This is a genomic window from Streptomyces sp. SID13726 (assembly GCF_010548375.1).
Lineage (GTDB): Bacteria > Actinomycetota > Actinomycetes > Streptomycetales > Streptomycetaceae > Streptomyces.
Genome location: NZ_JAAGLY010000022.1, coordinates 32,601 through 57,584, shown reverse-complemented (window position 1 = coordinate 57,584; position 24,984 = coordinate 32,601). Strand labels below are relative to the sequence as shown.

General features: G+C 70.4%; 20 protein-coding genes and 2 pseudogenes. 14 read left to right on the top strand and 8 right to left on the bottom strand.

Features of this window, described 5'->3' with window-relative positions; genetic code table 11:
* Positions 1–90: 90 nt before the first annotated feature.
* A complete protein-coding gene (locus G3I78_RS37580) occupies positions 91–1,245 on the bottom strand; it encodes a hypothetical protein (RefSeq protein ID WP_164433320.1) in 1,155 nt (384 codons plus the stop codon).
* Complete coding sequence (locus G3I78_RS37575) at positions 1,196–2,149, bottom strand: phosphatase PAP2 family protein (protein WP_164433201.1); 954 nt, start codon at positions 2,147–2,149, stop codon at positions 1,196–1,198. Before G3I78_RS37575 ends, G3I78_RS37580 begins: the two co-directional genes overlap by 50 nt.
* A 208-nt stretch (positions 2,150–2,357) precedes the next feature.
* Here G3I78_RS37575 and G3I78_RS37570 point away from each other — a divergent pair, with 208 nt between their 5' ends.
* Positions 2,358–2,951, top strand: a complete 594-nt coding sequence (locus G3I78_RS37570) for a histidine phosphatase family protein (protein WP_164433199.1) — start codon at positions 2,358–2,360, stop codon at positions 2,949–2,951.
* Positions 2,952–2,986: 35 nt separating this feature from the next.
* Here G3I78_RS37570 and G3I78_RS37565 read toward each other — a convergent pair whose 3' ends face one another.
* Entirely contained in the window at positions 2,987–4,393 is a 1,407-nt protein-coding gene (locus G3I78_RS37565) for a tetratricopeptide repeat protein (RefSeq protein ID WP_164433197.1), read from the bottom strand.
* A gap of 265 nt (positions 4,394–4,658) precedes the next feature.
* Here G3I78_RS37565 and G3I78_RS37560 point away from each other — a divergent pair, with 265 nt between their 5' ends.
* Both G3I78_RS37560 and G3I78_RS37555 read left to right on the top strand, forming a co-directional pair.
* Positions 4,659–5,009 carry a hypothetical protein gene (locus G3I78_RS37560; RefSeq protein WP_203616040.1) on the top strand — a complete coding sequence of 117 codons (351 nt, stop codon included), beginning with the start codon at positions 4,659–4,661 and terminating at the stop codon, positions 5,007–5,009.
* Positions 5,010–5,078: 69 nt separating this feature from the next.
* Positions 5,079–5,930: a fused MFS/spermidine synthase gene (locus tag G3I78_RS37555; protein ID WP_164433193.1), complete on the top strand. Its 852-nt coding sequence runs from the start codon at positions 5,079–5,081 to the stop codon at positions 5,928–5,930.
* Between the two features lie 6 nt (positions 5,931–5,936).
* On the opposite strand, the gene G3I78_RS37550 is transcribed toward G3I78_RS37555, so the two are convergent.
* Positions 5,937–6,443, bottom strand: coding sequence for a hypothetical protein (locus G3I78_RS37550; protein ID WP_164433191.1), 507 nt, complete (start codon positions 6,441–6,443; stop codon positions 5,937–5,939).
* A 98-nt stretch (positions 6,444–6,541) separates the two neighbouring features.
* Here G3I78_RS37550 and G3I78_RS37545 point away from each other — a divergent pair, with 98 nt between their 5' ends.
* The 11 genes and pseudogenes from G3I78_RS37545 to dnaK form a co-directional block, all read left to right on the top strand.
* Positions 6,542–7,231: a response regulator transcription factor gene (locus tag G3I78_RS37545; protein ID WP_164433189.1), complete on the top strand. Its 690-nt coding sequence runs from the start codon at positions 6,542–6,544 to the stop codon at positions 7,229–7,231.
* Positions 7,228–8,625, top strand: a complete 1,398-nt coding sequence (locus tag G3I78_RS37540) for a HAMP domain-containing sensor histidine kinase (protein ID WP_164433187.1) — start codon at positions 7,228–7,230, stop codon at positions 8,623–8,625. Before G3I78_RS37545 ends, G3I78_RS37540 begins: the two co-directional genes overlap by 4 nt.
* Before the next feature lie 74 nt (positions 8,626–8,699).
* Complete coding sequence (locus G3I78_RS37535) at positions 8,700–10,172, top strand: cellulose binding domain-containing protein (RefSeq protein WP_164433185.1); 1,473 nt, start codon at positions 8,700–8,702, stop codon at positions 10,170–10,172.
* Positions 10,173–10,384: 212 nt separating this feature from the next.
* On the top strand, positions 10,385–11,689 hold the full coding sequence (locus G3I78_RS37530; RefSeq protein ID WP_164433183.1) for an extracellular solute-binding protein: 1,305 nt from the start codon (positions 10,385–10,387) through the stop codon (positions 11,687–11,689).
* A 13-nt stretch (positions 11,690–11,702) separates the two neighbouring features.
* Entirely contained in the window at positions 11,703–12,680 is a 978-nt protein-coding gene (locus G3I78_RS37525) for a sugar ABC transporter permease (RefSeq protein WP_164433181.1), read from the top strand.
* Positions 12,677–13,573 (top strand): carbohydrate ABC transporter permease, encoded by an 897-nt coding sequence (locus G3I78_RS37520; protein WP_164433179.1) that lies wholly within the window; start codon positions 12,677–12,679, stop codon positions 13,571–13,573. Before G3I78_RS37525 ends, G3I78_RS37520 begins: the two co-directional genes overlap by 4 nt.
* 27 nt (positions 13,574–13,600) lie before the next feature.
* Positions 13,601–14,950, top strand: coding sequence for a glycoside hydrolase family 36 protein (locus G3I78_RS37515; RefSeq protein ID WP_164433177.1), 1,350 nt, complete (start codon positions 13,601–13,603; stop codon positions 14,948–14,950).
* Positions 14,947–16,938 (top strand): beta-galactosidase, encoded by a 1,992-nt coding sequence (locus G3I78_RS37510; RefSeq protein ID WP_164433175.1) that lies wholly within the window; start codon positions 14,947–14,949, stop codon positions 16,936–16,938. The genes G3I78_RS37515 and G3I78_RS37510 overlap by 4 nt, the downstream gene beginning before the upstream one ends.
* Positions 16,939–17,035: 97 nt before the next feature.
* On the top strand, positions 17,036–17,422 hold the full coding sequence (locus tag G3I78_RS37505) for a hypothetical protein (RefSeq protein WP_164433173.1): 387 nt from the start codon (positions 17,036–17,038) through the stop codon (positions 17,420–17,422).
* Positions 17,409–18,050, top strand: a pseudogene (locus tag G3I78_RS52380) (caspase family protein); the annotation flags it as partial. The gene G3I78_RS37505 and the pseudogene G3I78_RS52380, both read left to right, overlap by 14 nt.
* A 348-nt stretch (positions 18,051–18,398) precedes the next feature.
* Positions 18,399–19,808, top strand: a pseudogene (dnaK, locus tag G3I78_RS37500) (molecular chaperone DnaK); the annotation flags it as partial.
* Between the two features lie 52 nt (positions 19,809–19,860).
* Here dnaK and G3I78_RS37495 read toward each other — a convergent pair.
* From G3I78_RS37495 to G3I78_RS37480, 4 genes are all read right to left on the bottom strand, one after another.
* Positions 19,861–21,300, bottom strand: a complete 1,440-nt coding sequence (locus G3I78_RS37495) for a GH1 family beta-glucosidase (protein WP_164433171.1) — start codon at positions 21,298–21,300, stop codon at positions 19,861–19,863.
* A 152-nt stretch (positions 21,301–21,452) separates the two neighbouring features.
* Positions 21,453–22,337 carry a carbohydrate ABC transporter permease gene (locus G3I78_RS37490; RefSeq protein ID WP_164433170.1) on the bottom strand — a complete coding sequence of 295 codons (885 nt, stop codon included), beginning with the start codon at positions 22,335–22,337 and terminating at the stop codon, positions 21,453–21,455.
* Positions 22,334–23,362: a sugar ABC transporter permease gene (locus G3I78_RS37485; protein WP_164433168.1), complete on the bottom strand. Its 1,029-nt coding sequence runs from the start codon at positions 23,360–23,362 to the stop codon at positions 22,334–22,336. Before G3I78_RS37485 ends, G3I78_RS37490 begins: the two co-directional genes overlap by 4 nt.
* Positions 23,359–24,684 (bottom strand): ABC transporter substrate-binding protein, encoded by a 1,326-nt coding sequence (locus tag G3I78_RS37480; RefSeq protein ID WP_164433166.1) that lies wholly within the window; start codon positions 24,682–24,684, stop codon positions 23,359–23,361. Before G3I78_RS37480 ends, G3I78_RS37485 begins: the two co-directional genes overlap by 4 nt.
* Between the last annotated feature and the right edge of the window lie 300 nt (positions 24,685–24,984).

Genomic DNA, 24,984 nt, shown 5'->3' with positions numbered 1-24,984 from the left:
AAGTCCCTCGGCTCTCCAGCGTCTCGGCGCGCTGCCGTGCGGTCGTGGCCGGTGCCGACGCGGGCGGGACCGGCGCGGGCTGGACCGGCGTCACCACGCGGTACCTCCCGCGACCGTGCCCGCCGCGGCCGTCGCCCCCCGCTCCTCCAGCGCCTCGGTGCGCAGCCGCGCGGCCCTGCGCAGGGCCGCCACCGCCGGGTCGTCGGGGTCCCCGGCTTCTCCCCGGGCCGCCGCCAGGACGTCCTCGACGGTGGTCAGGCCGCCCAGCTCGGCTCGTACCGAGCGGCCCAGGGAGGTGACCGCGCCCGCCTCGCGGGAGCGGGTGCGGCAGTGGAAGGCCAGTTCGCACGCGGACAGGCACTCGGGGGCGTAGGTCGCCGGGACGGATTCCACCGCGGCCGTCAGTTCGTCGGCGGGCAGGTCGGGGGCGAAGCAGGTGCCCTCGGGGAGGGTGTCGGCGATGTCCTGGATGCGGGTGAGACGGGCCAACTGGCGGGCGGTGACCGCGCGTTGCTTGCGGATGTCGACGGCCGAGGCGGTGGGGAGGTTGGAGAAGTCCTTCGGGCAGACCAGGAGGACCCGGTGACGGACCTTCGGGACCGGCTCCAGACGGGCCGCGACCTCCTCCAGGGCCAGCACGTACACCGCGGCCTGACGGGCGGCCGCGCCCACCTTCGACGGGTCCGCCGAACCGTCCAGCATCGGGAAGGACTTGATCTCCACGACGGTCCAGCTGCCGTCCGGGTGCACGACCACCGCGTCCGGCTCCAGGAACGCGGGGGAACCGGCGACGTCGAGCGCCAGCATGGGGTGGTCGAGCAGCGTCCAGGTGCCCGGGGCCGCCTCCCGCAGGGCCAGGGCCGTACGCGCGGTACGGCCCTCGGGACCGATCGCGGCCAGGTCGGGAACGTCGGCCTCGGTGGGCGGCTCGGCGCTCCGGTCCAGCCGCTCGTGCACCAGCCGCAGCAGCTCCGCGCCGCCGTCCGCCTTGACCTTCGCCTCGAAGGCGTTGCCCCGGGTCAGAGCGAACTGCGACTGTCCGAAGGCGGACGGCGAGCCCAGCGCGCTCGCCAGTGCCGTCTTGTTCACCCCGGCGCCGTCGAGCAGCGCGCGCCGCCTGCATCCCGGGTTCGCGGCCAGGGCCGCGAGGGCGCGGGCGTCCAGTGCCTTGGCCGGTACCTCGGGGCCGCGCAGCTCAGCGAGCCGCTGCCGGAGCGCCGTCCCCCGCGTCCGTGGGGGCGGCACTCGGCTCGGCTCCGCCTGCGAACCGTGACTCGCGCTGCCGTGGAATGTGCTCACCCGTGGAAGTCTGGCATCCGCCACTGACAATTGAGGGCTCTGCGGCCCGAGCGACAGCGGTGACGGGGGCTATCCGGGCCCGGATGCCCGCGGTTGCCCGCTCAGCGGCCCGGGTGACGTACGGGGCGAGCAGGAAGCCGGCGCCCATCACGACCGCGCCCGCGACCGCGTCGAGGAAGTAGTGGTTGGCGGTGCCCATGACGACGATCGTGGTGATCAGCGGGTAGGCGACGGCGGCGGCCTTCGTGGTACGCGTCCCGCCGTACCGCCACAGCATCACCCCGCACCACAGCGCCCAGCCCACGTGCAGGCTCGGCATCGCCGCGTACTGGTTCGTCATGCCGCCCATGCCGCGCGGGGCGCTCGCCTCGCCGCCCCACCAGCCGTACGAGCTGTACTGGGCCATCGTGTCCACGAAGCCGTGCCCCTCCGAGAGGAGGCGGGGCGGGCAGGTGGGCAGCAGGGTGAAGCCGATCAGACCGATGAAGGTCGACGTCATCAGCCAGGTGCGGGCCGCCCGGTACTGCACGGCACGCGACCGGAACAGCCAGATCAGGACGGCGGGCGTGACGAGGTAGTGCAGCGAGGCGTACCAGAAGTCCGCCGGGACGCCGAGCCACGCCTCGCGCGTGAACAGCCGGTTGAGCGGGTGCTCGGCGTTGAGGTACAGGGCCTTCTCGATCTTGAGGATCGCCAGGCCGTGGTCCACGGCGCTGTTGACGTCGCCCCGGGCGAGCAGCCGGCCCGCGCTGTAGCACGCGTACACCAGCAGGATCAGGGGCAGCTCGGTCCACCAGCGCAGCCGCGCCCTTGGGGCTGCCTCGGTGCCTGGTGTCTCGGTCTGCGGCATCCGATCCTGTCCCCCTTCGTGTTGCGCGGCTCCGGCGGTCCTGGTCCGGTCATGCCACTTTACGGCGTATGTGCGAGCGCCCGCTGATCGGGCCCACGGAGCGTCCCCGGCCCTCAAAGACGCAGAGATCGGCCGGCGGGTTGCCCTCCGACAGGGTGCGGGATGATGGAGGGGTCCCGCCTCCGCTTTCCCCCGGAAAGGTCTCTTCATGGCACCGCGCGTCCTGCTGGCACGGCACGGACAGACCGAGTGGTCGCTGTCCGGCAAGCACACCGGCAGAACCGACGTGCCCCTTCTTGAAGAGGGCCGGCGCGGGGCCAAGCTGCTCGGCGAGCGCCTGCACCGGGCACCGTACGACGGTCTGCCCGGCCTGGAGATCCGCACCAGCCCGCTGGCACGCGCGCGTGAGACGTGCGAACTCGCCGGGTTCGGGGAGCGGGCGACCACGTGGGACACGCTCATGGAGTGGGACTACGGCGCGTACGAGGGCATGACCCCGGACGAGATCCAGGCGGTGCGACCGGGGTGGCTGATCTGGCGGGACGGCGTGCCCGGCGGTGAGTCCCTCGCCGAGGTCACCGCGCGCGCGGACGAGGTCGTGGCGTGGGCGAGGTCCGCCGACCGGGACGTGCTGGTGTTCGCCCACGGGCATGTTCTGCGGTCCATCGGGGCGCGGTGGCTGGGGCTGCCGATCGACTTCGCCGCGCGGATACGGCTGAATCCGACGTCGTTGTCCGTGCTGGGCTGGGCGTACGGGGAACCGGCGATCGAGAGCTGGAACGACCTCGGGCATCTGGGGTAGCCGGTCGAGTGCCCGGGACGAGCCGGGTGACCCCCTCAAGCCGTCCGCGGCATGGCCGCGTGGCGCTCCAGGAACGCCGACACCCCCGAAGCCCTCCGATGCGGCAGCAGCACCCTCGCCGTCCCCGCCAGCATCGTCTGGATGCGGGACGACTGGACCTCGCCCAGCAGCTCCAGGACCCGCAGTCCCGCCGCCGCCCCCTCGTCGGGTCGGCCGCCGCGGGAGAGGTCGTCGGTCAGTTCGGCCGTGTACAGCGCGATGTTGCGGGTGAAGTGCGGGTCCTGAAGCCCCGCCGCACGGCGTGCGTGGCGGGCGGCGCGCGGCCAGTCGCCCAGCATGGACCAGCACTGCGCCTCCAGACCCTCCAGCTCGGCCTCGCCGTAGAAGCTCATCCACTCGGGGTCGGCGTCCGAGAGGCCTCTCTCGAAGAGGACCTGCGCACGGGCGAGGGCCTGTTCGCAGCCCGTGCGGTCGGCGAGCCCCGCCCAGCCGCCCGCCTCGCGCAGCGCGAGCAGCGACATCAGCCGGGCCGAGCCCAGCGGTCTGGCGACCCGCTGCGCGGCCTGCGCGGCGCGTACCGCCTCCCGCGGCCGGCCCGCGTCCCGCGCGAGGAAGGCCGTGTTGCAGAACGCGTGCGCCTCCAGGGCGTCGTCACCGGTCACCCGGGCCGTCGCGAGCGCCTCCGCGTAGTGCGAGCGGGCGTCGTCGAACCGCCCCGAGTCGTGGGCCAGCCAGCCCACCGAGATGGCGAGTTCACCGGCGCCCGCGTGCAGTCGGTCGGCGGTCGTCTGCCGGGTCGCGCCGGCGTCAAGGAGCGCGTAGGCGGCGCGCAGTGGAGCCGCCGCGCGCCGGTACAGGCCGTCCGCGCCGTGCCGGTCGTCGAGCAACCGGATCCGGCGTACGGCCTCCTCCAGGGCGCCCGCCTCGCTCGCCCCGGCACGGTGGACCGGCCGTCCGGCGGCCACGGCGTCGACGGCGAGCCCGAAGGGGCTCAGCGAGGCGGCGGCCACCGTGGCACCACCGCCGGTCATGAATGCGCGACGCAGCACGTCGCTCTCCTCGTAGTCGTCGTACGTCTCTTCTGGTTCCTGCGTGTCCTGCGTGTCATACGGCTCGCACGTCCCCGGCGTCTCAGCCGCGCCACGGGCCCGGCGTCCGCGTACGGTTGCGCGGGGCGCGAAGCCCAGGTCGGTGAGCGTGCGGCCGGGGAACATGTGCAGGAACACCCGTTCGTACGCGTAGTTGGGGCAGCGGATCTCGCCCGCCTCGACGCGGCCCACATAGCGTGCGTCGCAGCTGACCCGCTCGCCGATCTCGCGCGCGGCCCGCCGTACCGCCGCGGCGAACTCGGCCGGCGAGCGCTGGCCGCGCAGGCGCCGGAACACGAGGTTCGGCCGCGGTGGCAGGGGGGACTGGGACGAGGTCACCATTGACGACGCCATGGCCGGGTCCTCTCGTGCGAACCGTCGAACCATGCCGGGGGTGGGGCGAGTTGACTGGTTTGTCAGAGTGGCGCCCTGTTTCCGGCGGGCAAGAACGTACCTGCTGTGTCCGGGCCGCCACGCGGGGTTTGGCTACAAACCGGATATCTCATCCGGGATCTGCCATGAACTGCCATCCTTTGCGGCGGAATTCCGCCGTAGCCGTTGACGCGGGCGCGCGTTGAACCTCTCGGAGTCGGACGAGGGTTCCTTGGTGGAGGCCGCGATGGAGATCAGCTGTGACGTGGTGACGGTACCGACGCGACACGGCCTGGAGGCCGTCGACATCCTGCGGCGGGGGGTGGGGGAGACGGTCGGACCGGTACTGCACGACGACGGCGGCCAGACGCTGGGGTTCCTGGTGCCACCGGGCACGGCGGCGGCGTGGGACGTTCCCGGGAGCACGTGTACGGAGACCAACGGGCGCGGGCTACGGCTGGCCCCGGAGCCTCCGGTGGAGGGGTCGGACTGGCTGCTGCCCCCGGGCGACGCCGAGCTGGCGACGGACCCCGCGGTGCTACGGGCGGCACTGGACGAGGCGGCGAGACTGATCGAGGCGGCGGACAACTGCCAGTGACGGGGACTGCGCGACCAGCCCCGTCCGCCCGCGGACGCGCCGTGACCGACCGCCCCCGATAATGGCGGAGTGGGAAAGTCCAGAAGGTCCGCCGAGCCCGTCGTAGAGCCAGTCGACGGCGGTCTCGCCGAGCTCATCCCCGACCGGGAGCGCACACGCGCGTGGACGCTGCTCATCGACGGCGCCCCCCAGTCCCACGTGGACCTGGACGACCCGCAGCACCTCTCCTTCGAGTACCAGCGACGCCTCGGCCACGTCATCGACCTCACCGCGGCCCCCGGCAAGCCCCTGCACGCGGTGCACCTCGGCGGCGGCGCCCTCACCCTGGCCCGCTATCTCGCCGCCACCCGCCCCCGCTCCACCCAGCAGGTCGTCGAACGGGACGCGGCGCTCGTGCAACTGGTCCGGCAGAAGCTCCCGTTGGACCCGAACGCCCGGATACGCGTGAGGTCGGTCGACGCCCGCGAGGGGCTCGCCAAGGTCCCCGACGGCTGGGCGGACCTCGTGATCGCCGACGTGTTCAGCGGCGCCAGGACCCCCGCGCACCTCACCTCCACCGAGTTCCTCGACGAGGTCCGCAGGGCGCTGAAGCCGGGCGGTGTCTACGCCGCGAACCTCGCCGACGGTCCGCCGCTGGCCCACCTCCGCGGCCAGATCGCCACCGCCGCCGCCCGCTTCTCCGAACTCGCCCTCGTCGCCGACCCCACGGTCCTGCGCGGCAAACGCTTCGGAAACGCCGTCCTCGTGGCCTCCGACACCCCGCTGCCGATCGCCGAACTCACCCGCCGGGCCGCCTCCGACCCCCACCCGGGCCGCGTGGAACACGGCAAGCCCCTCCTCGACTTCACCGGCGGCGCCGCACCCGTGCCGGACGCCCGAGCCGTGGCCTCCCCGGCCCCGCCCGCCTCGGTCTTCCGCTAGAGCCCGTCAGTACGTCCCGATCTCCACCCGAGGCGGACCGTCGTGCCAGGTGCAGAACACCGACACCCGGTCCGCGCCCGAGGAGAACTCCACCCGGATCCACGACTCGGTCTTCCACACCTGCATCGACCAGCCCGTGCCCGGAGTCGCGGAGACGAGGGTCGCCGAGGTTTTGCCGAGGTCGAAGACCGCGCGGCCGCCGTCGGTGTCGTAGCTCTTGACCTCGCCCGAGGCGGTGGGGGACGGGCTCTGCGAGGGGGTCGGCCGAGCGGTCGTGGCGCTGGGCGTGGGTGACGGGGTCCTCGACGGGGCCGTCCGCTGCGTCGGGGTCGGCTTCGGCGACGCCAGCGGTTTCGACTCCTGCGTGGTCGCGTCGGCCGCCGTGATGGGCAGGGCGCGCGGCGGGTCGTAGGCCGTGCCCGCCATGACCGTGTGGACACCCCACCACGACAGCGTGACCGCCGCGCCCGTGGCGAGCAGCCAGGCCATCACATGTACGAGTCCTCTGCGCATCGCCCGCCATAGTGCCTCACACGTCCCACAGGCCGCACACGGACTGAGTTATCCACAGGCCCCGACCGGGCTCGCCCGAATCGCGTACGGTGCGGCGCATGGCAAGTGTGCTCGTGGTCGAGGACGACCAGTTCGTCCGCTCGGCGCTCATCCGGCACCTGACCGACGCGGCACACACCGTGCGCAGTGTCGGGACGGCGCTGGAGGCGCTGCGCGAGGTCGCCCATTTCCGTTTCGACGTGGTGATCCTGGACCTCGGTCTGCCCGATCTCGACGGGTCCGAGGCCCTGAAGATGCTGCGCGGGATCACCGACGTCCCGGTGATCATCGCGACCGCGCGGGACGACGAGACGGAGATCGTCCGGCTGCTCAACGCGGGGGCGGACGACTACCTCACCAAGCCCTTCTCCGTCGAGCACCTCTCCGCCCGCATGGCCGCGGTCCTACGGCGGTCCCGGGCCGCCGGCGGCGAGGCGGCGCCGGAGACCGTGCTGCGCGTCGGCGGCCTGAGCGTCGACCCGCTGCGCCGCCAGGCCGAGCTGGACGGCACCCGACTCGACCTCACCCGCCGCGAGTTCGACCTCCTCGCCTTCCTGGCCGCCCGCCCCGGAGTAGTCGTACCGAGAAAGGAACTGCTCGCCGAGGTGTGGCAGCAGTCGTACGGCGACGACCAGACGATCGACGTCCATCTGTCGTGGCTCCGGCGCAAGTTGGGGGAGACCGCCGCGCAGCCCCGCTATCTGCACACCCTGCGGGGTGTCGGGGTCAAGCTGGAGCCGCCGCTGTGAGATGGGCACTGGTCAAGGTCTGCCTAGCGGTCACCACCATGGTCGTGGTCGCCTTCGCGATCCCGCTCGGCCTGGTCATCAAGGAGATGGCCCGGGACCGCGCGTTCTCCAACGCCGAGCGGGAGGCCGCCGCGGTCGCCCCCGCGCTGTCCATCACCACCGACCGCGACCAGCTGGAGCGGGTCGTCGCCTCGGCGGGCTCGGACTCCGGGATGGCCGTCCACATACCGGCAGGCGCTGCCGAGAAGGCCCTGGACATCGGGGTGCGGCGGGCCGCCGCCGCCGACATCGCGACCGTGCGGAAGCTGGGCCGCGCCTCCACCACCGAGGTGCCCGGCGGCTCCACCCTGCTCCAGCCGGTCGCGCTCAGCTCGGGCCAGATCGCCGTCGTCGAGGTGTACGTCCCCGAGTCCGAGGTGAGCAACGGCGTCGCGACCGCCTGGGCGGTCCTCGCGGGCGTCGGCATCGCGCTCGTCGTCGGCTCGGTCGCGGTCGCCGACCGGCTCGGCGTCCGGATGGTGCAGCCCGCGCAACGACTCGTCGAGAGCGCCCACGAGCTGGGGGAGGGCAAGCTCGGCGCCCGGGTGCCGGAGGAGGGGCCGACCGAACTGCGGCTGGCGGCGGTCGCGTTCAACTCCATGGCCGACCAGGTCGTACAACTGCTGGCGAACGAAAGAGAGTTGGCCGCCGACCTGTCCCACCGGCTGCGCACCCCGCTGACCGTGCTGCGGCTCAACGCGGCCTCGCTCGGGGACGGTCCGGCCGCCGAGCAGACCCGGGCCGCGGTCGCCCAGCTGGAGCGCGAGGTCGACACCATCATCCGTACCGCCCGGGAGGCCAAGCCGCAGACCGCGGCGGCCGGGCCCGGTGCCGGGTGCGACGCGGCCGAGGTGGTGCGGGAGCGGATGGGGTTCTGGTCGGCGCTGGCGGAGGACGAGGGCCGCAAGTGGCGGGTGGCCGGCACCGAGCGGCCGGTGCGGATACCCGTGGCCCGGGCCGAGCTCGCCGTCGCCCTGGACGCCCTGCTCGGCAACGTCTTCCGGCACACCCCGGAGGGCACCGCCTTCGCGGTCGACGTGCACAACGGCGAGGACGCGGTGATCGTGCTCGTCTCCGACGCGGGGTCCGGTATCCGGGACCCGGAGGCCGCGATGGCGCGCGGCCGGGGTTCCGGGAGCGCCGGGTCGACCGGGCTCGGGCTCGACATCGTGCGCAGGCTCGCCGAGTCGACCGGCGGGGACGTACGCATCGGCTCGTCGGTGCTCGGCGGCACCGAGGTGCGGATCTGGATCCAGTTGGACGGGCGGGAGCCGGAGCGCCGGGGACACCGGGTGCGCCGGCGCCGGACGGGCCGATTGGTCTCGACCTTTAACCGACCCCGATCCCATCCTTAAGCGCGCCCTAAGATCCTCAACCCCCGTCCTGATCAGGCTATTTGCCCGATTCCGGCTCGCTAGCGTGCCACGCCATGAGCATCCATCGGCGCAGAGTCAACGGCAGGAACAAGGTCATCGGCGGGGTGGTCGCCGCCGCCGTGGTGGGGACCGGCGCGGTCCTGCTGAGCGGCACCGCACAGGCGGCCGGGATCGGGGCCGCGTACACCAGGACCAGTGACTGGTCGACGGGTTACACCGCCCAGTACGTCGTCACCAACAACAGCACCACCGCGGACAAGGGCTGGAAGCTGGAGTTCGACCTGCCCCCGGGCGCGCGGCTCGGCTCCCTGTGGAACGCCGAGTCGGCGGTGAGCGGACAGCATGTCACCGTGACCTCGGCGAAGTGGGACACCGACGGACTGGCGCCGGGGGAGTCGGTCACCGTCGGCTTCGTGGTCAACGGCACGGCCGATCCGGTCGGTTGTCTCGTCGACGGCGCCAAGTGCTCCGCCGACGCCACCGCGACCCCGGAGCCGAGCGGCCGCCCGACGCAGTCCGCGACGCCCGGACCGACACCCACGCCGACGCCCCCACCGACGCCCACGCGGAAGCCCACGTCGACCCCCACCCCCACCGCCCCGCCCACCTCCTCGCCCACGAAGGGCACCACCGCCACCGCCGGCTTCGCGCCCTACGTCGACACCTCCCTCTACCCCGCCTTCGACCTCCTCGCGAGCGCCGCGGCCACCGGCGTCAAGGACTACAACCTCGCCTTCGTCACCGACGGCGGCGGCTGCACGCCCAAGTGGGGCGGGGTGACCGATCTCGGGAGCGACGCCGTGGCCGCGCAGATCGGGGCGCTGCGGGCGAAGGGCGGTGACGTCCGGGTCTCCTTCGGCGGTGCCTCCGGCTCCGAGCTCGCCACGACCTGCTCCTCGGCGGACGCGCTGGCGGCGGCGTACGGGAAGGCCGTGGACGCGTACGGCCTCACCAAGGTCGACTTCGACGTGGAGGGCGGCGCCCTGCCGAACACGGCCGCGAACACCCGGCGGGCGCAGGCGATAGCGAAGCTCCAGGCGGGCCACCCCGGACTGGATGTGTCCTACACCCTCCCGGTGATGCCGGAGGGCCTCACCCAGGACGGGGTGAACCTCCTGGCGAACGCGAAGTCCAACGGCGTGCGGATCGACACCGTCAACATCATGGCGATGGACTACGGGCCCTCGTACGCCGGAGACATGGGCACGTACGCCGAGCAGGCCGCCACCGCCACCCAGGCACAGGTCAGGAGCGTCCTCGGGCTCTCCGACAGCGCGGCCTGGAAGACGGTCGCGGTCACGCCGATGATCGGTGTCAACGACGTGGCCTCGGAGATCTTCAAGGTCGACGACGCAGCCCAGCTGGTCTCGTTCGCCGAGGCGAAGGGTCTCGGCTGGCTGTCGATGTGGTCCGCCACCCGGGACAAGCAGTGCGCCGGAGGGGCGAAGAACTCGGCGGACGCGACATGCAGCTCGATCGTCCAGAGCGAGTCGGCCTTCTCGAAGGCGTTCGGCGTCTATAACTGAGACCGTTCCCAGTCCGGCTCATCCATGAGCAGCGGCGATGAGGGATCACGAAGGCGTCGGTCACGTTTCGACAAATGGGGTCGAGAGCTATTGACTCATGACCTGACATACGGCTGTCATTGCGCCACCGTGTTCGGTCAAGTTGATTTCTGGTTGATTACGACTGGTCTTCAAATCCCTCCGTGACCGGACCCTGTCGTCAGGAGCCGTACATGCGTGATCTCTCGTCCTCCCTCCCCTCCGCGAGCCGCCGTGGCGTTCTCAAGGGCGTGGGCGGCGCCGCCCTGCTCGGTGCCGGCATCCCTCTGCTGAGCGCCTGCGGCAGCAGCGGCAGTTCCTCGGACCCCAAGACCGTCAGTGTCGGCTCCAACGACTCGGACGCCGTGCCGAAGAAGGCGTACGCCGATGTGTACGCGGCCTTCCAGAAGCAGTCCGGCCTCACCGTCAAGGTGAACACGAAGGACCACAACACCTTTCAGGAGCAGATCAACTCCTACCTCCAGGGCACGCCGGACGACGTGTTCAAGTGGTTCGCCGGCTACCGCATGCAGTTCTTCGCGGCCAAGAACCTCGCTTCGCCGATCGACGACGTGTGGGAGAAGATCGGCGGCAACTTCCCGGACGCGATGAAGAAGCTGTCCAAGGGCGCGGACGGCAAGTACTACTTCGTGCCGATGACCACGTACCCGTGGGCGGTCTTCTACCGTAAGAGCGTCTTCGCGGCCAAGGGCTACGAGGTCCCCACCACGTGGGAGCAGCTGGTCGCGCTGTGCAAGCAGATGAAGAAGGACGGCCTGGTGCCGATCGCGTTCGGTGACAAGGACGCGTGGCCGGCGATGGGCACCTTCGACCAGATCAACTTCCGCCTCAACGGCTACGACTTCCATGTCGAGCTGATGGCGGGCAAGGCGTCCTGGACCGACGCCAAGGTCAAGGCGGCCTTCGACCACTGGGCCGAGCTGCTGCCCTACCACCAGGACGGTTTCATGGGCCGTACCTGGCAGGACGCGGCGCAGACCCTGGTGTCGAAGAAGGCCGGCATGTACCTGCTGGGCACCTTCGTGGCGCAGCAGTTCACCAACAAGGCCGACCTGGACGACCTGGACTTCTTCGCCTTCCCGGAGATCAACTCGGCGTACGGGCAGGACACCGTCGAGGCGCCCACCGACGGCTTCATGGTCTCCAAGTCCCCGAAGAACCACGACGGTGTCGTCAAGCTGCTGGAGTACCTGGGCAGCCCGGCGGCCGAGGAGCTCTACCTCAAGGGCGACCCGAGCGTGGTGGCCGCCTCCAACAAGGCCTCCACCGCCTCGTACTCGGCGCTGCAGAAGAAGGCGTTCGAGATGATCGGCAGTGCGAAGAGTCTGACGCAGTTCATGGACCGTGACTCGCGTCCGGACTTCACCTCGACGGTGATGCAGCCCTCGCTGCAGAAGTTCCTCCAGAACCCCAAGGGCGTCGACAGTCTGCTGTCCTCGATCGAACGCCAGAAGAAGACGATCTTCGCGTCCTCCTGAGCTGAGCGGCTGAATGACTACCGACACCAACACGAAGAGCCCGGAGGCGGCCGCTGAGCCGCCTTCGGGCCCTGCCCCTGCCAAGCGGGTCCCGCAGGGCCACAAGCGCCTGCTGACCCGCCGTGACCGCATCACGCTCGGCTTCATGGCCGGCGTGCCCACGGTCCTGCACGTGGCCCTGGTCTGGGTCACCGCCCTCGCTTCCATCCTGCTGGCCTTCACCAGCTGGGACGGCATCGGCTTCGACTCCATCAAGTGGGTCGGACTGGACAACTTCCGTCAGCTGTTCACCGACAACCCGCAGTTCTGGCCCGCCGTCGAGCACAACGTCATCTGGTTCGTCGTGCTCATCCTGATCCCCACGCCGTTCGGCCTGTTCCTGGCCGTGCAGCTGGACAAGAGCATCCGCTTCTCCCGGGTCTACCAGACGGCGTTCTTCCTGCCGGTCGTGGTCTCCCTGGCGGTGACCGGGTTCGTGTGGCAGCTGGTCTACAACCCCGACACCGGCCTGATCAACAGCCTCATCGGGGCCAACAAGCCCGGCCACTACATCGACTGGATCGGCGACCCGGACCTGAACCTGTGGGCCGTGCTGATCGCCGCGTCCTGGCGGCACACCGGCTACATGATGATCCTCTACCTGGCCGGCCTCAAGGGCGTGGACCCGTCGCTGCGCGAGGCCTCCTCGCTGGACGGCGCCAACGAGTGGCAGACGTTCAAGAACGTCATCTTCCCGACCCTGCGCCCGACCAACACGGTCGTCCTGGTCGTCACGATCATCGAGGCCCTGCGCGCCTTCGACCTGGTGTTCGTCTTCAACAAGGGCGCCCAGGGCACGGAGCTGCTGTCGATCCTGATCACCAACAACATCATCGGTGAGTCCAGCCGGATCGGTTACGGCTCCGCGATCGCCGTGGTCCTGCTGGTCATCTCCCTCGTCGTCATCATTCCGTACCTGATCGCGACCTTCCGGAAGGAGCGGCAAGCGTGAGCACCACCGTCGCCACCGGCGCACCCGCCAAACAGCGCACGCCCGTCCGCCCGGCCCGGGTCCTGCTGCACGTCTTCCTCGCCGGCACCGCGCTGGCCTGGCTCGCCCCGCTGCTGTGGGCGATCTTCGCGGCCATGCGGCCCTACTCCGAGACCAGCAACAAGGGCTATGTCTCCTGGCCGGACAAGCTGACGTTCGACAACTTCAAGAACGCCTTCGTCCAGTCCGACATGATCCACTACTTCGTCAACACCCTGATCATCGCGGTCCCGGCCGTCCTGATCACCCTGCTGCTCTCCTCGATGGTCGCGTTCTACGTCAGCCGCTTCGACTTCCGCCTCAACATCGCCCTGCTCCTCGTCTTCACCGCAGGCAACCTGCTGCCCCAGCAGGTCATCATCACCCCCCTGTACCGGCTGTACCTGCTCATCGACCTGCCCGGCATCACCATGAGCGGCAAGCTCTACGACTCCGCACTCGGCCTGGTCCTGATCCACGTGGCGTTCCAGTCCGGGTTCTGCGCCTTCGTCCTGTCCAACTACATGCGGATGCTGCCCCACGAACTGACCGAGGCCGCCCTGGTCGACGGCGCCTCCGTGTGGCGGATGTACTGGCAGATCGTCCTGCCGCTGTGCAAACCCGCCATGGCCGCCCTGGGAACGTTGCTGTCGATCTGGATCTACAACGACTTCTTCTGGGCCATCGTGCTGATCTCCACCGGCGAGAACATGCCGATCACCTCGGCGCTCAACAACCTCTCCGGCCAGTACTTCACCGACCCCAACCTGGTCGCCGCGGGCGCCCTGCTCACCGCGATCCCCACCCTGATCGTGTACTTCGTGCTCCAGCGCCAGTTCGTCAGCGGACTGACCCTCGGCGCCAACAAGGGCTGATCGCCCACCACTTGAGAGAGAACCACCGTGCCCCACCCCTTCACCCCGGTCGCCTCCGTGCCCGTGGACGCGCGCACCGCCCGTGTCCACGAGGAGGGCTGGCAGTCCTGGAGCCCCAGCGGCGCCTACGCCCTCGGCGACAAGCCGTACCGCCCGACGAACGGCAACTGGGCGACGGTCTGCTACCGGCCGGGCGTCACCGTCCCCGAAGGCACCTTCCAGGGTGAGGGGCTGCTGGCGCTCGACCCGGGCGACGGCTCGCCGGTACGGCTGTGGGCGGCGCCGGAACCGACACGTGAGGTTCCGTCGATCCGCCTGACCGTTTCCGGCTCTGGCTCCGGTTCCGGCTCCGGTTCCGGCTTCGGCGGCACCGCAGAGGTCACCGCCGACGGCCCGGTGAAGGAGTTCACGGGCACGGACATCCAGGCGGCGCTGGCCGAGTGGGCCGCCGGGCTCGGGGTGGAGGCCCCGCGTCCGGCACCCACCGTCTGGTGCTCCTGGTACGAGTACTTCACGAACGTCACCGAGGACGACATCCATGAGAACATCCGTGCGATGGACACCCTCGACCTGCCCATCGACGTGGTCCAGATCGACGACGGCTACCAGAAGGCCCTCGGCGACTGGCTCACCCTCTCCGGCCGCTTCCGCTCCCGCGCGGGCATCGCCGACGCGATCCGCGCCCGTGGCCGCCGCGCCGGGATCTGGACGGCCCCCTTCCTGGTCGACCCGGCGAGCGACCTGGCCGCCGAGCACCCCGACTGGCTGGTCAAGGACCTCGACGGCGGCTTCCTGCACGCCGGCCGCAACTGGGGCCACGACCTGAGCGTCCTGGACACCACCCACCCGGAGGCCGCGGAGTACCTCGCGTCGGTCTTCCGGACGCTGGCGGCCGAGGGCTACGACTACTTCAAGGTCGACTTCCTCTACGCGGGCGCGCTGGAGGGCGTACGGCACTCCGCGGCGGACGCGCTCACGGCGTACCGCTCCGGCATCGAGCTGATCCGCGAGGCGATCGGCGCGGAGCCGTATCTCCTGGGCTGCGGTGCGCCCCTGCTGGCGTCCATCGGCCTGTTCGACGCGATGCGGGTCAGCCCCGACACCGGCCCGCACCGCCGCCCCGAGGCCGACGACTACAGCCAACCCGGCCAGGACCCGGCCGAGTTCACCGGCGTCGGCCGCCAGTGGCAGCACGGCCGCCTCTGGGTCAACGACCCCGACTGCCTGATGGCCCGCCCGGCCGTGGACACCCGCGAGCGCTGGGCCGCGCATGTGGAGGCGACGGGCGGCCTGATGGCGTCCAGCGACCGCCTGCTCTCGCTCGACCAGTGGGGCGTGGAGACAACGCGCCGCCTCCTGGGCGGAGTCGACCGATGATCCCCGAGGGCCTCGCCTACGGCGGTGACTACAACCCCGAGCAGTGGCCCGAGGAGGTCTGGGCCGAGGACGTACGCCTCATGCGCGAGGCCGGGGTGAACATGGTCAGCGTCAACATCTTCGCGTGGGCACTCCTCGAACCGAGCGAGGGCACCTACGACTTCTCGCGCCTCGACAAGATCCTCGCCCTGCTCCACGAGAACGGCATCGCCGCCGACCTCGCGACCCCGACCGCCGCCCCGCCGGCCTGGTTCTTCCGCGCACACCCGCAAGCCCTGCCCGTCGACAGGGACGGCCGGGGACTGTCGTACGGCAGCCGCCAGACCTTCTGCCCCTCCAGCCCCGAGTACCGCGAGGCAGCGCTCCGCATCGCGCGGGTGCTCGGGGAGCGGTACGCCGACCACCCGGCCGTCGTGATGTGGCACATCCACAACGAGTACGGCTGCCACAACGCCGAGTGCTACTGCGACGTCAGCGCGGCGGCCTTCCGGCGCTGGCTGCGCGAGCGCTACGGCGACCTCGCGACCCTCAACGACGCCTGGGGCACGACCTTCTGGAGCCAGTGGTACCACGACTGGGACGAGATCATCCCGCCCCGCGCCACCGGAGCCGTCCCCAACCCCACACACCGGCTGGACTGGCGCCGCTTCTGCTCCGACGAACTGCTGTCGCTGTACAAGGCCGAGCGGGACGTACTCCGGGAAGCCGCCCCCTCGATCCCCGCCACCACCAACTTCATGGTGATGTACAACTTCGACGCGCTCGACTACTGGCGCTGGGCACCGGAGTTGGACGTCGTCTCCAACGACCACTACCTGAGGTCGACGGACCCCGAGTCCGAGATCGACATCGCGCTCAGCGGCGACCTGGTGCGTTCGCTGGCCGGTGGTCCGTGGCTGCTGATGGAGCACTCGACGGGCGCGGTGAACTGGCAGCCCGTCAACCGGGCCAAGACGGCAGGGGAGTTGCGCCGCAACGCGCTCGCCCATGTCGCCCGGGGCGCCGACGGCATCGCCTACTTCCAGTGGCGGGCCGCGAAGGCGGGCGCCGAACAGTGGCACTCGGCGATGCTGCCGCACGCGGGCACGGACAGCCAGATCTGGCGGGACGTGGTCGCGCTGGGCGCCGACCTGAAGGCGCTGGCGGAGGTACGCGGCACCACCAACCCGGCCTCGGTCGCCGTCGTCTGGGACTGGAACGCCCGCTGGGCCCTGGAACTCCCCTCCCAGCCCAGCGAGTCGGTCCGCTACCTGGACCTGGTCCGGTCCTGGTACGAGCCGCTCTGGCGCTCGGGCGTCGCGGTCGACTTCGTCCACCCGTCGGCGGACCTCTCCTCCTACCGCCTGGTCCTGGCCCCCGCCCTGTACCTGGTGGACGACTCGGCGGCGGCCAACCTGACCGGCTTCGCGGCCGCCGGCGGCTCCCTGGTCGTCGGCTTCCACAGCGGCGCCGTCGACACCAACTGCCATGTCCGGCTTGGCGGTTACCCGGGCGCCTTCCGTGACTCCCTCGGCGTCCGCACCGACGAGCTGTTCCCCCTGCTGCCCGGTGAGTCCCTCGCACTGAGCGACGGCGGTACGGCCTCCCTGTGGTCGGAACGGGTACGCCTCGAAGGCGCCGAGGCCGTCACGTCGTACACCTCGGGCCCGCTGGCCGGGACCCCGGCGGTGACCCGGCACATCTACGGCGAGGGCACGGCCTGGTACGTGGCCACCCACCCGGACCCGTCGACGCTCGCGGGGCTGCTGGACCGCATCCGCACGGAGGCCGGGGTGGAGCCGGTGCGCAAGACGCCGGAGGGCGTGGAGGCGGTGCTGCGGCGGGGTGCGGAGGCCGACTACCTCTTCCTCGTCAACCACGGTGACCGTGCGGCCGAGGTCGAGGTCGCACCGGGTGCCACGAACCTGCTGACCGGCGTCGCCGCCGCGGGCGGCACGGTCGTCGTACCGCCCGGTGACGTGGTGGTCGCCCGGGAGGTGCGCGGGTGAACTACCGGGCCGTACGTCCTTCTTGATGCTTTTCGTGTGCCGCCGGACGATCCTCTCGTACAGTGCGATCGGGCAACTCTTCGTACGGGGGCGCAGGGTGGAGTACAGACTGCTGATCGAAGGTTCCGGCGCGGCGCCGGACGGGCCGGCGGAACTTGCCGAATGGCTGCGGCACGAACGGGAGTTGCGCGGCCGGTTCCGGCTGGAGCAGGGGGAGATCCGCGGCGACGACATGGGAGGGCTGCCCGAGGCCCTGGTCGTCGCCCTCTCCACCGGCGGCGCGGCCACGGTCCTGGCCCGGGCCGTCGTCGAGTGGGTCAGGCACCGCACCCGTGACGTGAGCCTCAAGGTGACCCGGCCGAGCGGCGAGACCTTCGAGGTCGACGTCCAGCGTGCCGGAGCCTCCGACGCCCTGGTCACCGAACTCCTCGACTTCCTCCGGCAGGGCGAGCGCCAGGGCACGGACTCCGATGAGACGGCCTGACGGCCCGAGGTCCCGCGTCGTACTCATCGGCACGGCGCACTACCCGGCCGACCCGTCCCTTCCCGACCTGCCCGCCGTGCGGAACAACCTCACGGACATCGTGAGCGCGCTGAGCAGGCCCGAGCACGGCTGGCTCGCCCCGGCGACCTGGGAGGTCATCAGCGACCCGGAGACCGCCTCGGACCTCGGCCGCCGGCTCGGCACCATCGCGCCGCAGGCCGAGGACCTCCTGCTCATCTACTACGCAGGCCACGGACTCCTCGACAGCCGCGGCAACCTCTACCTCGGCCTCGCCAGGACCCAGCGGGATCTGCTGCGCTATACCGCCATGCCCTACGACGGCGTCCGCGAGGCCGTCGTGGACTCTCCCGCGCACAACCGGGTCGTCATCCTCGACTGCTGTTTCTCGGGACGCGCGATCGACGTCATGGCGTCCGACGAGGCGGTGCTGGACCAGACGCAGATCACCGGCACCTTCACCCTCACCGCGACCGCGAGCGGCGTGACCGCCCTGGCGCCGAGCGGGGAGCGGAACACCGCCTTCACCGGCGAGCTGCTCAGGCTCCTGTCGGAGGGCGACCCCCGGGCGCCGGAGGAGCTGACGCTCGACCACGTCTACCGGTCCCTGTACCGGGGGCTGAAGAGCAGAGGGCTGCCGGAGCCGCGCAGACAGGGCACGGACACCGTCGAGGACCTGGTGCTGGCCCACAACGTCGGCTACCGCCCGCCCCCGGGCGGCGCACGGCAGGAGACGGCGGAGAGCGTCGGCCGGCTCATCGACGCCGATCTGGAGCAACTCGGCGCCGACGGCGACCCCAAGGCGGCGGCCCGCGGCTACGCGGAGATCCGCCAGCAACTCGTCCGCTGGCTCGGCGCGGACTCTTCACAGGCCCTGCGGGCGGAGGCGAGCCGGGACCACTGGGCGACAGAGGCGGCGAAGGTCCGGGCGCGGACGCCCCGCCCCGCCACGCGGACCGCCAGAGCGGTCGGGTTCGACATCGGGGTCAGCAACTCGGTCGTCAGCGTTCTGGAGGGCGGCGAGCCCACCGTGATCGTGAACGCGGAGGGGGCCAGGACCACGCCGTCCGTCGTCTCGTTCACGAAGGACGGCAAGGTGCTCGTTGGGGAGCCGGCCAGGCGCCCGGCGGTCACCGAGGCGGACCGGACCGTCTGGTCGGTGAAGCGCCACCTGGCCACCGACTGGAAGATCCAGATCGACGGCGTGGACCTCACCGCGGAGCGGGTCTGCGCGCACATCATCCGGAAGCTGAAGCATGACGCCGAGGTCTACCTCGGACACGAGATCACCGATGCCGTCCTCACCGTTCCCGCCCACTACGACGACTTCCAGCGCCGGGCGATGAAGGAGGCCGGTGAACTCGCCGGCCTGAACGTCCTGCGGCTGGTGAGCGAGCCGACGGCCGCGGCCCTGGCGTACGGTCGTGACCGGGACGACGAGACGATCCTCGTCTTCGACCTCGGCGGCGGCGCCTGCGACGTGTCCGTGCTGGAAGTCGGTGACGGGGTCATCGAGATGAAGGCCACCAGCGGGGACGCCCACCTCGGCGGTGACGACTGGGACCAGCGCGTCGTCGACTACCTCGTCGAGCGGTTCAAGTCCGACCACGGTGTGGATCTGAACCGGGACCGGCTGGCTCAGGTGCGCCTGCGCGAGGCTGCCGAGAAGGCCAGGATCGAGCTGTCCAGCACCACCGAGACCCGCGTCAACCTGCCCTACATCGTGGCCACCGCCGAAGGCCCGCTGCACCTGGAGGAGGAGCTCACCCGGGCCCAGTTCCAGCGGCTGACCGATGACCTCCTGGAGCGCTGCAAGGCACCGCTGCTCAACGCCCTCAAGGACGCCGACATCCGGAGCCCGGACATCGACCGGGTGATTCTCGTCGGCGGTGCCACCCGGATGCCTGCCGTCGTCGACCTCGTCAAGCAGCTGACCGGCAGAGGAGCCATCAGGACCGTGAACCCGGACGAGATCGTCACCTCGGGTGCCGCCCTCCAGGCCGGCATCATCAAGGGTGAGGTCCCGGACCTTCTGATCCTCGACGTGACCCCGCTGTCCCTCGGCATCGAGACCAAGGGCGGCATCATGACCAAGATCATCGCACGCAACACCACGATCCCGACCAAGCGTTCGGAGATCTTCACCACGGCCGAGGACAACCAGCCGTCCGTGCAGATCCAGCTCTACCAGGGCGAGCGCGAGATCGCGGCGTACAACAAGAAGCTCGGGACGCTGGAGCTGGGCGGTCTGCCGGCGGTCCCGCGCGGAGTCCCGCAGATCGAGGTCACGTTCGAGATCGACCTCAGCGGTCTGGTCCACCTCTCCGCCAAAGACCTCGGCACAGGGAAAGTCCAGAAGGCCACCCTCAAGTGAACCGCCGGGACGCGGCACCCCCCTCGGCTGCCGCGCCCCGCGGTGGTCACTGCACCCCCGGCACCTCCGGAAGCGTCCCGGTGCGGGCCGCTCGCCCGTACCAGAGGGCGCTCGACTTGGGTGTCCTCTCCAGCGTCGTGTAGTCGACGTAGACCGCGCCGAATCGCTTTTCGTAGCCGTAGGCCCATTCGAAGTTGTCGAGGAGGGACCACAGGTAGTAGCCGCGTACGTCCGCGCCGTCGGTGATCGCGCGGCGGACGGCGGCGAGGTGGCCGTGGAGGTAGGCGATGCGCTCGGGGTCGTGGACGTGGCCCTCGGGGTCGGGCTTGTCGTCGTAGGCCGCGCCGTTCTCGGTGATGTAGAGGGGCAGTCCGGGGGCTTCGCGGCTGTAGCGCATGATCAGGTCGTGCAGGCCTGTCGGGTCGATCGTCCAGCCCATCTCGGTGCGCTCGCCCGGGGTCTGGTGGAATGTGACGTCGTCCGCGCCCGGCCAGGGGGAGTGGCTGCTGTTGCCGTGGCCGTCGGCGCGCGGGCCGCTGGTTTCCGCGTCCGCCGCCGAGACCAGGGTGGGCGTGTAGTAGTTGAGGCCCAGGGCGTCGATGGGCTGGTGGATCAGGGCGAGGTCGCCGTCCTGGACGAACGACCAGTCCGTGATCAGTTCGGTCGCCGCGAGGAGCGTCTGGGGATACGCGCCGTGCAGGATCGGTCCGTGGAAGACGCCGTTGGCGAGGTCGTCGATCTTCTGCGCCGCGGCGAGGTCCGCCGCGTCCTGTGAGAAGGGCCGTACCACTGAGGAGTTGAGGCTGAGTGCCACCGAGTTGCGGGCCGGCATCGCCGCGCGCAGGGCCGAAGTGCTCAGGCCGTGCGCGAGGTTGAGGTGATGGGCGGCTTTCAGGGCGGCTGCCGGGTCGGTGCGGCCGGGGGCGTGGACTCCGGAGGCGTAGCCGAGGAAGGCCGCGCACCAGGGTTCGTTGAGGGTGATCCACTGCTCCACCCGGTCGCCGAGTGCCTCGCCGACGAGTTGTGCGTACTCGGCGAAGCGGTAGGCCGTGTCGCGCTCCGGCCAGCCGCCGGCGTCCTCCAGCTCCTGCGGCAGGTCCCAGTGGTAGAGGGTGACGGCGGGCTTGATGCCGTGTGCGAGCAGTTCGTCGACCAGGCGCCGGTAGAAGTCCAGGCCGCGTTGGACGGCGGGGCCGCGGCCGGTGGGCTGGACGCGGGACCAGGAGATGGAGAAGCGGTAGGCGGTCAGGCCCAGGTCGGCCATGAGGGCCACGTCGTCGCGGTAGCGGTGGTAGTGGTCGACAGCGATGTCACCGTGCTCGCCGCCCGCGGTCTTGCCCGGGGTGTGGCTGAAGGTGTCCCAGATGGAGGGCGTACGGCCGTCCTCCCGTACCGCCCCCTCGATCTGGTACGCGGAGGTCGCCGCACCCCAGAGGAAAGCGGGGGGAAAGGTCACCGGGGTCGCCGGCGATTCGGACTCAGGCATGGAAGCGCTCCCATTGGAGGTCGTGGAAAGACCGACTGGTAGAGGGGGGAGGGGAGTTGAGGGGGGCCGGGGTGGCACCGGCCCGGCCCCAGGAGAGATGACGGCGGGACAGGAAGGCGTGCGACGGGACAGGGAGGGCGTACGACGGGACCTCAGCCCTTGATCGCGCCCTGCATGATGCCGCCGACGATCTGCTTGCCGAACAGGAGGAAGGCGATCAGCAGCGGCAGCGTGCCCAGGAGCGCGCCCGCCATGATCACGGCCTGGTCGGGGACGTAGCCGGTGCCCAGTGAGTTCAGGGCGACCTGCACGGTCGGGTTCTGCTGGTTGAGGGCGATGATCGGCCACAGGAAGTCGTTCCAGGCGAACACGAAGGTCAGCAGGCCGAGCACGGCCATCGCGGGCCGTGCGGCGGGGAAGACCACGTGCCACACCACCCGGATGCTGCTCGCGCCGTCGACGCGGGCGGCCTCGATCAGCTCGCTGGGCAGTGCCTGGAGCAGGTACTGGCGCATGAAGAAGGTGCCGAAGGCTGTCACCAGGGTGGGCAGGATGACGGTCTGGAGCTGGTTGGACCAGCCGAGGTCGGCCATCCACAGATACAGCGGGACGACCGCCAGCTGCGGCGGGATCATCATGGTGCCGATGGTGAGCAGCAGCAGGAAGCCGGAGAACCTGAACCGCAGTTTGGCGAAGGCGAATCCGGCGAGGGTGGAGAACAGCACCGTGCTGATCGTGATGGCGCCCGCCACGATCACGCTGTTGAGCATCGCGGTGCCCAGACCGGCCTCGTCCCACGCGGTCTGCATGTTCTTGAACAGGTTCCCGCCGAACCACAGCGGCGGCGGGGTCTGGGCGAGCCTGCGGTCGGTGCGGGAGGCCGCGATCGCCGTCCATACCAGGGGCGCGAGCGAGACCAGCGCGAAGACCGCCAGGACGAGGTAGGTGACCGGGCCGGCGTGCAGCTGCTTGCCCGCGCCCGTCACCCGGCGGGAGCGCTTACGTGTCTGAGGGAGTGTCAGTTCGCTGGTGGTCATTGGGACTTCCTCAGGCGTCGGGTGACCAGCAGGTTGATCGCGGCGATGATCAGCAGGATCAGGAACATCGACCAGGCGATCGCGGACGCCTTGCCGAGGTTGCCGATGATCCAGCCCTGGTCGTACATGTACAGGCCGAGCGTCTGGTACTGGTGCTCGGAGCCGCCCTTGGACCCGCTGACCCCGCCGAACAGCAGCGGCTCACCGAAGAGCTGGGTCGCGCCGATGGTGGAGACCACGACCGTGAACAGGATGGTGGGCCGCAGCTGCGGGACCGTGACGTGGATGAACTGCTGCCAGCGGTTGGCGCCGTCGATCGCCGCCGACTCGTACAGGTCGGCCGGGATGGCCTGCATCGCGGCGAGGTAGATCAGCGCGTTGTAGCCGGTCCACCGCCAGATCACGATGGAGGAGACCGCGAACTGCGAACCCCAGTCGGACTCACGCCAGTTGACCGGGTCGATGCCGATGAAGTCGAGCAGCCAGTTGACCATGCCGCCGTCCCACGAGTACAGCAGCGTGAAGACGAGGGTCGCCGCCGCCACCGAGGTGGCGTACGGGGTGAGCATCACGACCCGCCACACGGTCGAGCCGCGCAGCTTGTAGTTGAGCAGATGCGCCAGGCCGATCGCGGCCATCAGCTGCGGGACGGTCGAGATCACCCCGATGGTGAAGGTGTTCTTCAGGGCGTTCCAGAAGAAGTCCGAGGACAGCAGGTTCTGGTAGTTGTCCAGGCCCGCCCAGGTCTGGGTGTCCAGCGAGGACAGCTGCACGTCGTGCAGCGAGTACCAGGCCGTGTAGAGCAGCGGGACCAGCGAGAACGCCCCGAAGATCACGAAGAAGGGGGCGATGAAGACGTACGGCGACGCCTTCATGTCCCAGCGGTACAGCTTGCTCCGCCAGGGGCTCGGGCCCTTCGGCGGCGTACCGCGACCGTGAGCGCCCCGGGCCGCGCCCGGCTGGGAGCCGGGCGCGGCCTCGGCGCTCGACGCGGGATGCGCGAGTGCCTGCTTGGGGCTTGTCACTGGCCGAGCACGTCCTTGATCTCGTTCGTGGCCGCGTCCCAGCCCTGGGCCGGGGTCTTGCCCTTCTGCTCGACCTGGAGGATGCCGATGTCGGTCAGCGCGGTGTTGATCGGCTGGTCCTTGACGCCGAAGACCTGCGCCGGGATGGTCTTCGCGGAGTCGGAGAAGATCTGGGTGATCGGCGCGTCGCTGAAGAACTCCGTGGTGGCGGCGGCCGGCTTCAGGGAGGAGTACGCCGACGGGGTCGACGGGAAGCTGGCCTGCTTGGCGAAGACCTTCGCCTGCTGCTCGGGCGCGGTCAGCCACTTCGCGAGCTCGATGGCCTCCTTCTGGTGCTTGCCGGCCGTCGGCACGCCGATGAAGGAACCGCCCCAGTTGCCCGCGGTCGGCGCGGCGGCCACGTCCCACTTGCCCTTGCCCGCGTCACCGGACTTCTCCTGGATGTAACCGATCATCCAGGCGGGACAGGCGACGGTGGCGAAGGAGGCGTTCGCGTAGCCCTGGTCCCACGGCTTGTCGAACTGCTTGAGCTTCGCCGACATGTTGCTGGTCGCCACCGACATCGCGACGTCCCAGGCGTTCTTCACACCGGCCGACTTGTCCCAGACGACCTTGCCGCTCTTGTCGTAGTAGCGCTCGCTCTCGCCGTTGAGGACCGCGTTGTAGACGGAGGAGGCCGAGTCCACGAACTTGGTGCCGCTGGGCGCCTTCTTCATGTACTCCTTGCCGAGGGCGACGTACTTGTTCCAGTCGCCCTTCCACTGCGCGGCGAGCTTGGTCCGGTCGGTCTCCAGACCGGCTGCCTTGAAGAGGTCCTTGCGGTAGCAGATCGCCATCGGGCCGATGTCGGTGCCGAGCCCGATGAGCTTGCCGTCGGCGGTGGTGGCCTGGGCGTTCTTCCAGTCCAGCCACTGCGACTTGTCGACGTCCTTGCCCAGGTCGACGAACTTGGAGCCCTGCGTCTGCACGGCCTCCGTGATGTTGCCGACCTCGATCGCCTGGATGTCGTCGGTGCCGGAGCCCGCCTGCAACCGGGTGAGCACCTTCGGCCAGTAGACGTCGGTCCGGGTGGTGACGTTCTCCTTGATGGTGATGTCGGGGTGCAGCTTCGTGTACTCGTCGTAGAGTCCGGCCTGCTTGTAACCGAAGACCCCGAAGGTGCCGATGGTGAGTGTGGTCTTGCCGCTGCCTGCGTTGTTGCCCGAGCCCGACGAGTCGCCGTCGTCCGAGTCACCGGCGCAGCCGGCCAGCACTCCCGTGGTCAGTGCGGCGACGGCCGCCAGGGCCAACAGCCGGTGGGTCCGGCGGATGGTCGTGCGCATTGCGTCCTCCTGTTGCCTGACGTGCCGACCCCCCGGCCAACTGCGTTGTTGGGCCCGTTCGTGCAAGCTGCGGCTCGGGCGGGGAACGTGCGGGATGTTTATGTGTCAGGTACCGTGGGAGCGCTCCCACTTGTGATGTGTTGAAGGTTCGCGGGTCGGAGCGAGGGTGTCAAGGGAGTCGACGCGGAGAGATGCGTTCAGTTATCAGCCCGTTAACTGGACCGACTTCAGCCCGCCCGGCCTTTGTGGACGAGGCCCTGCGGGCCGAAGCGGGGGTCTGGGGGGCGGCAGCCCCCGCGA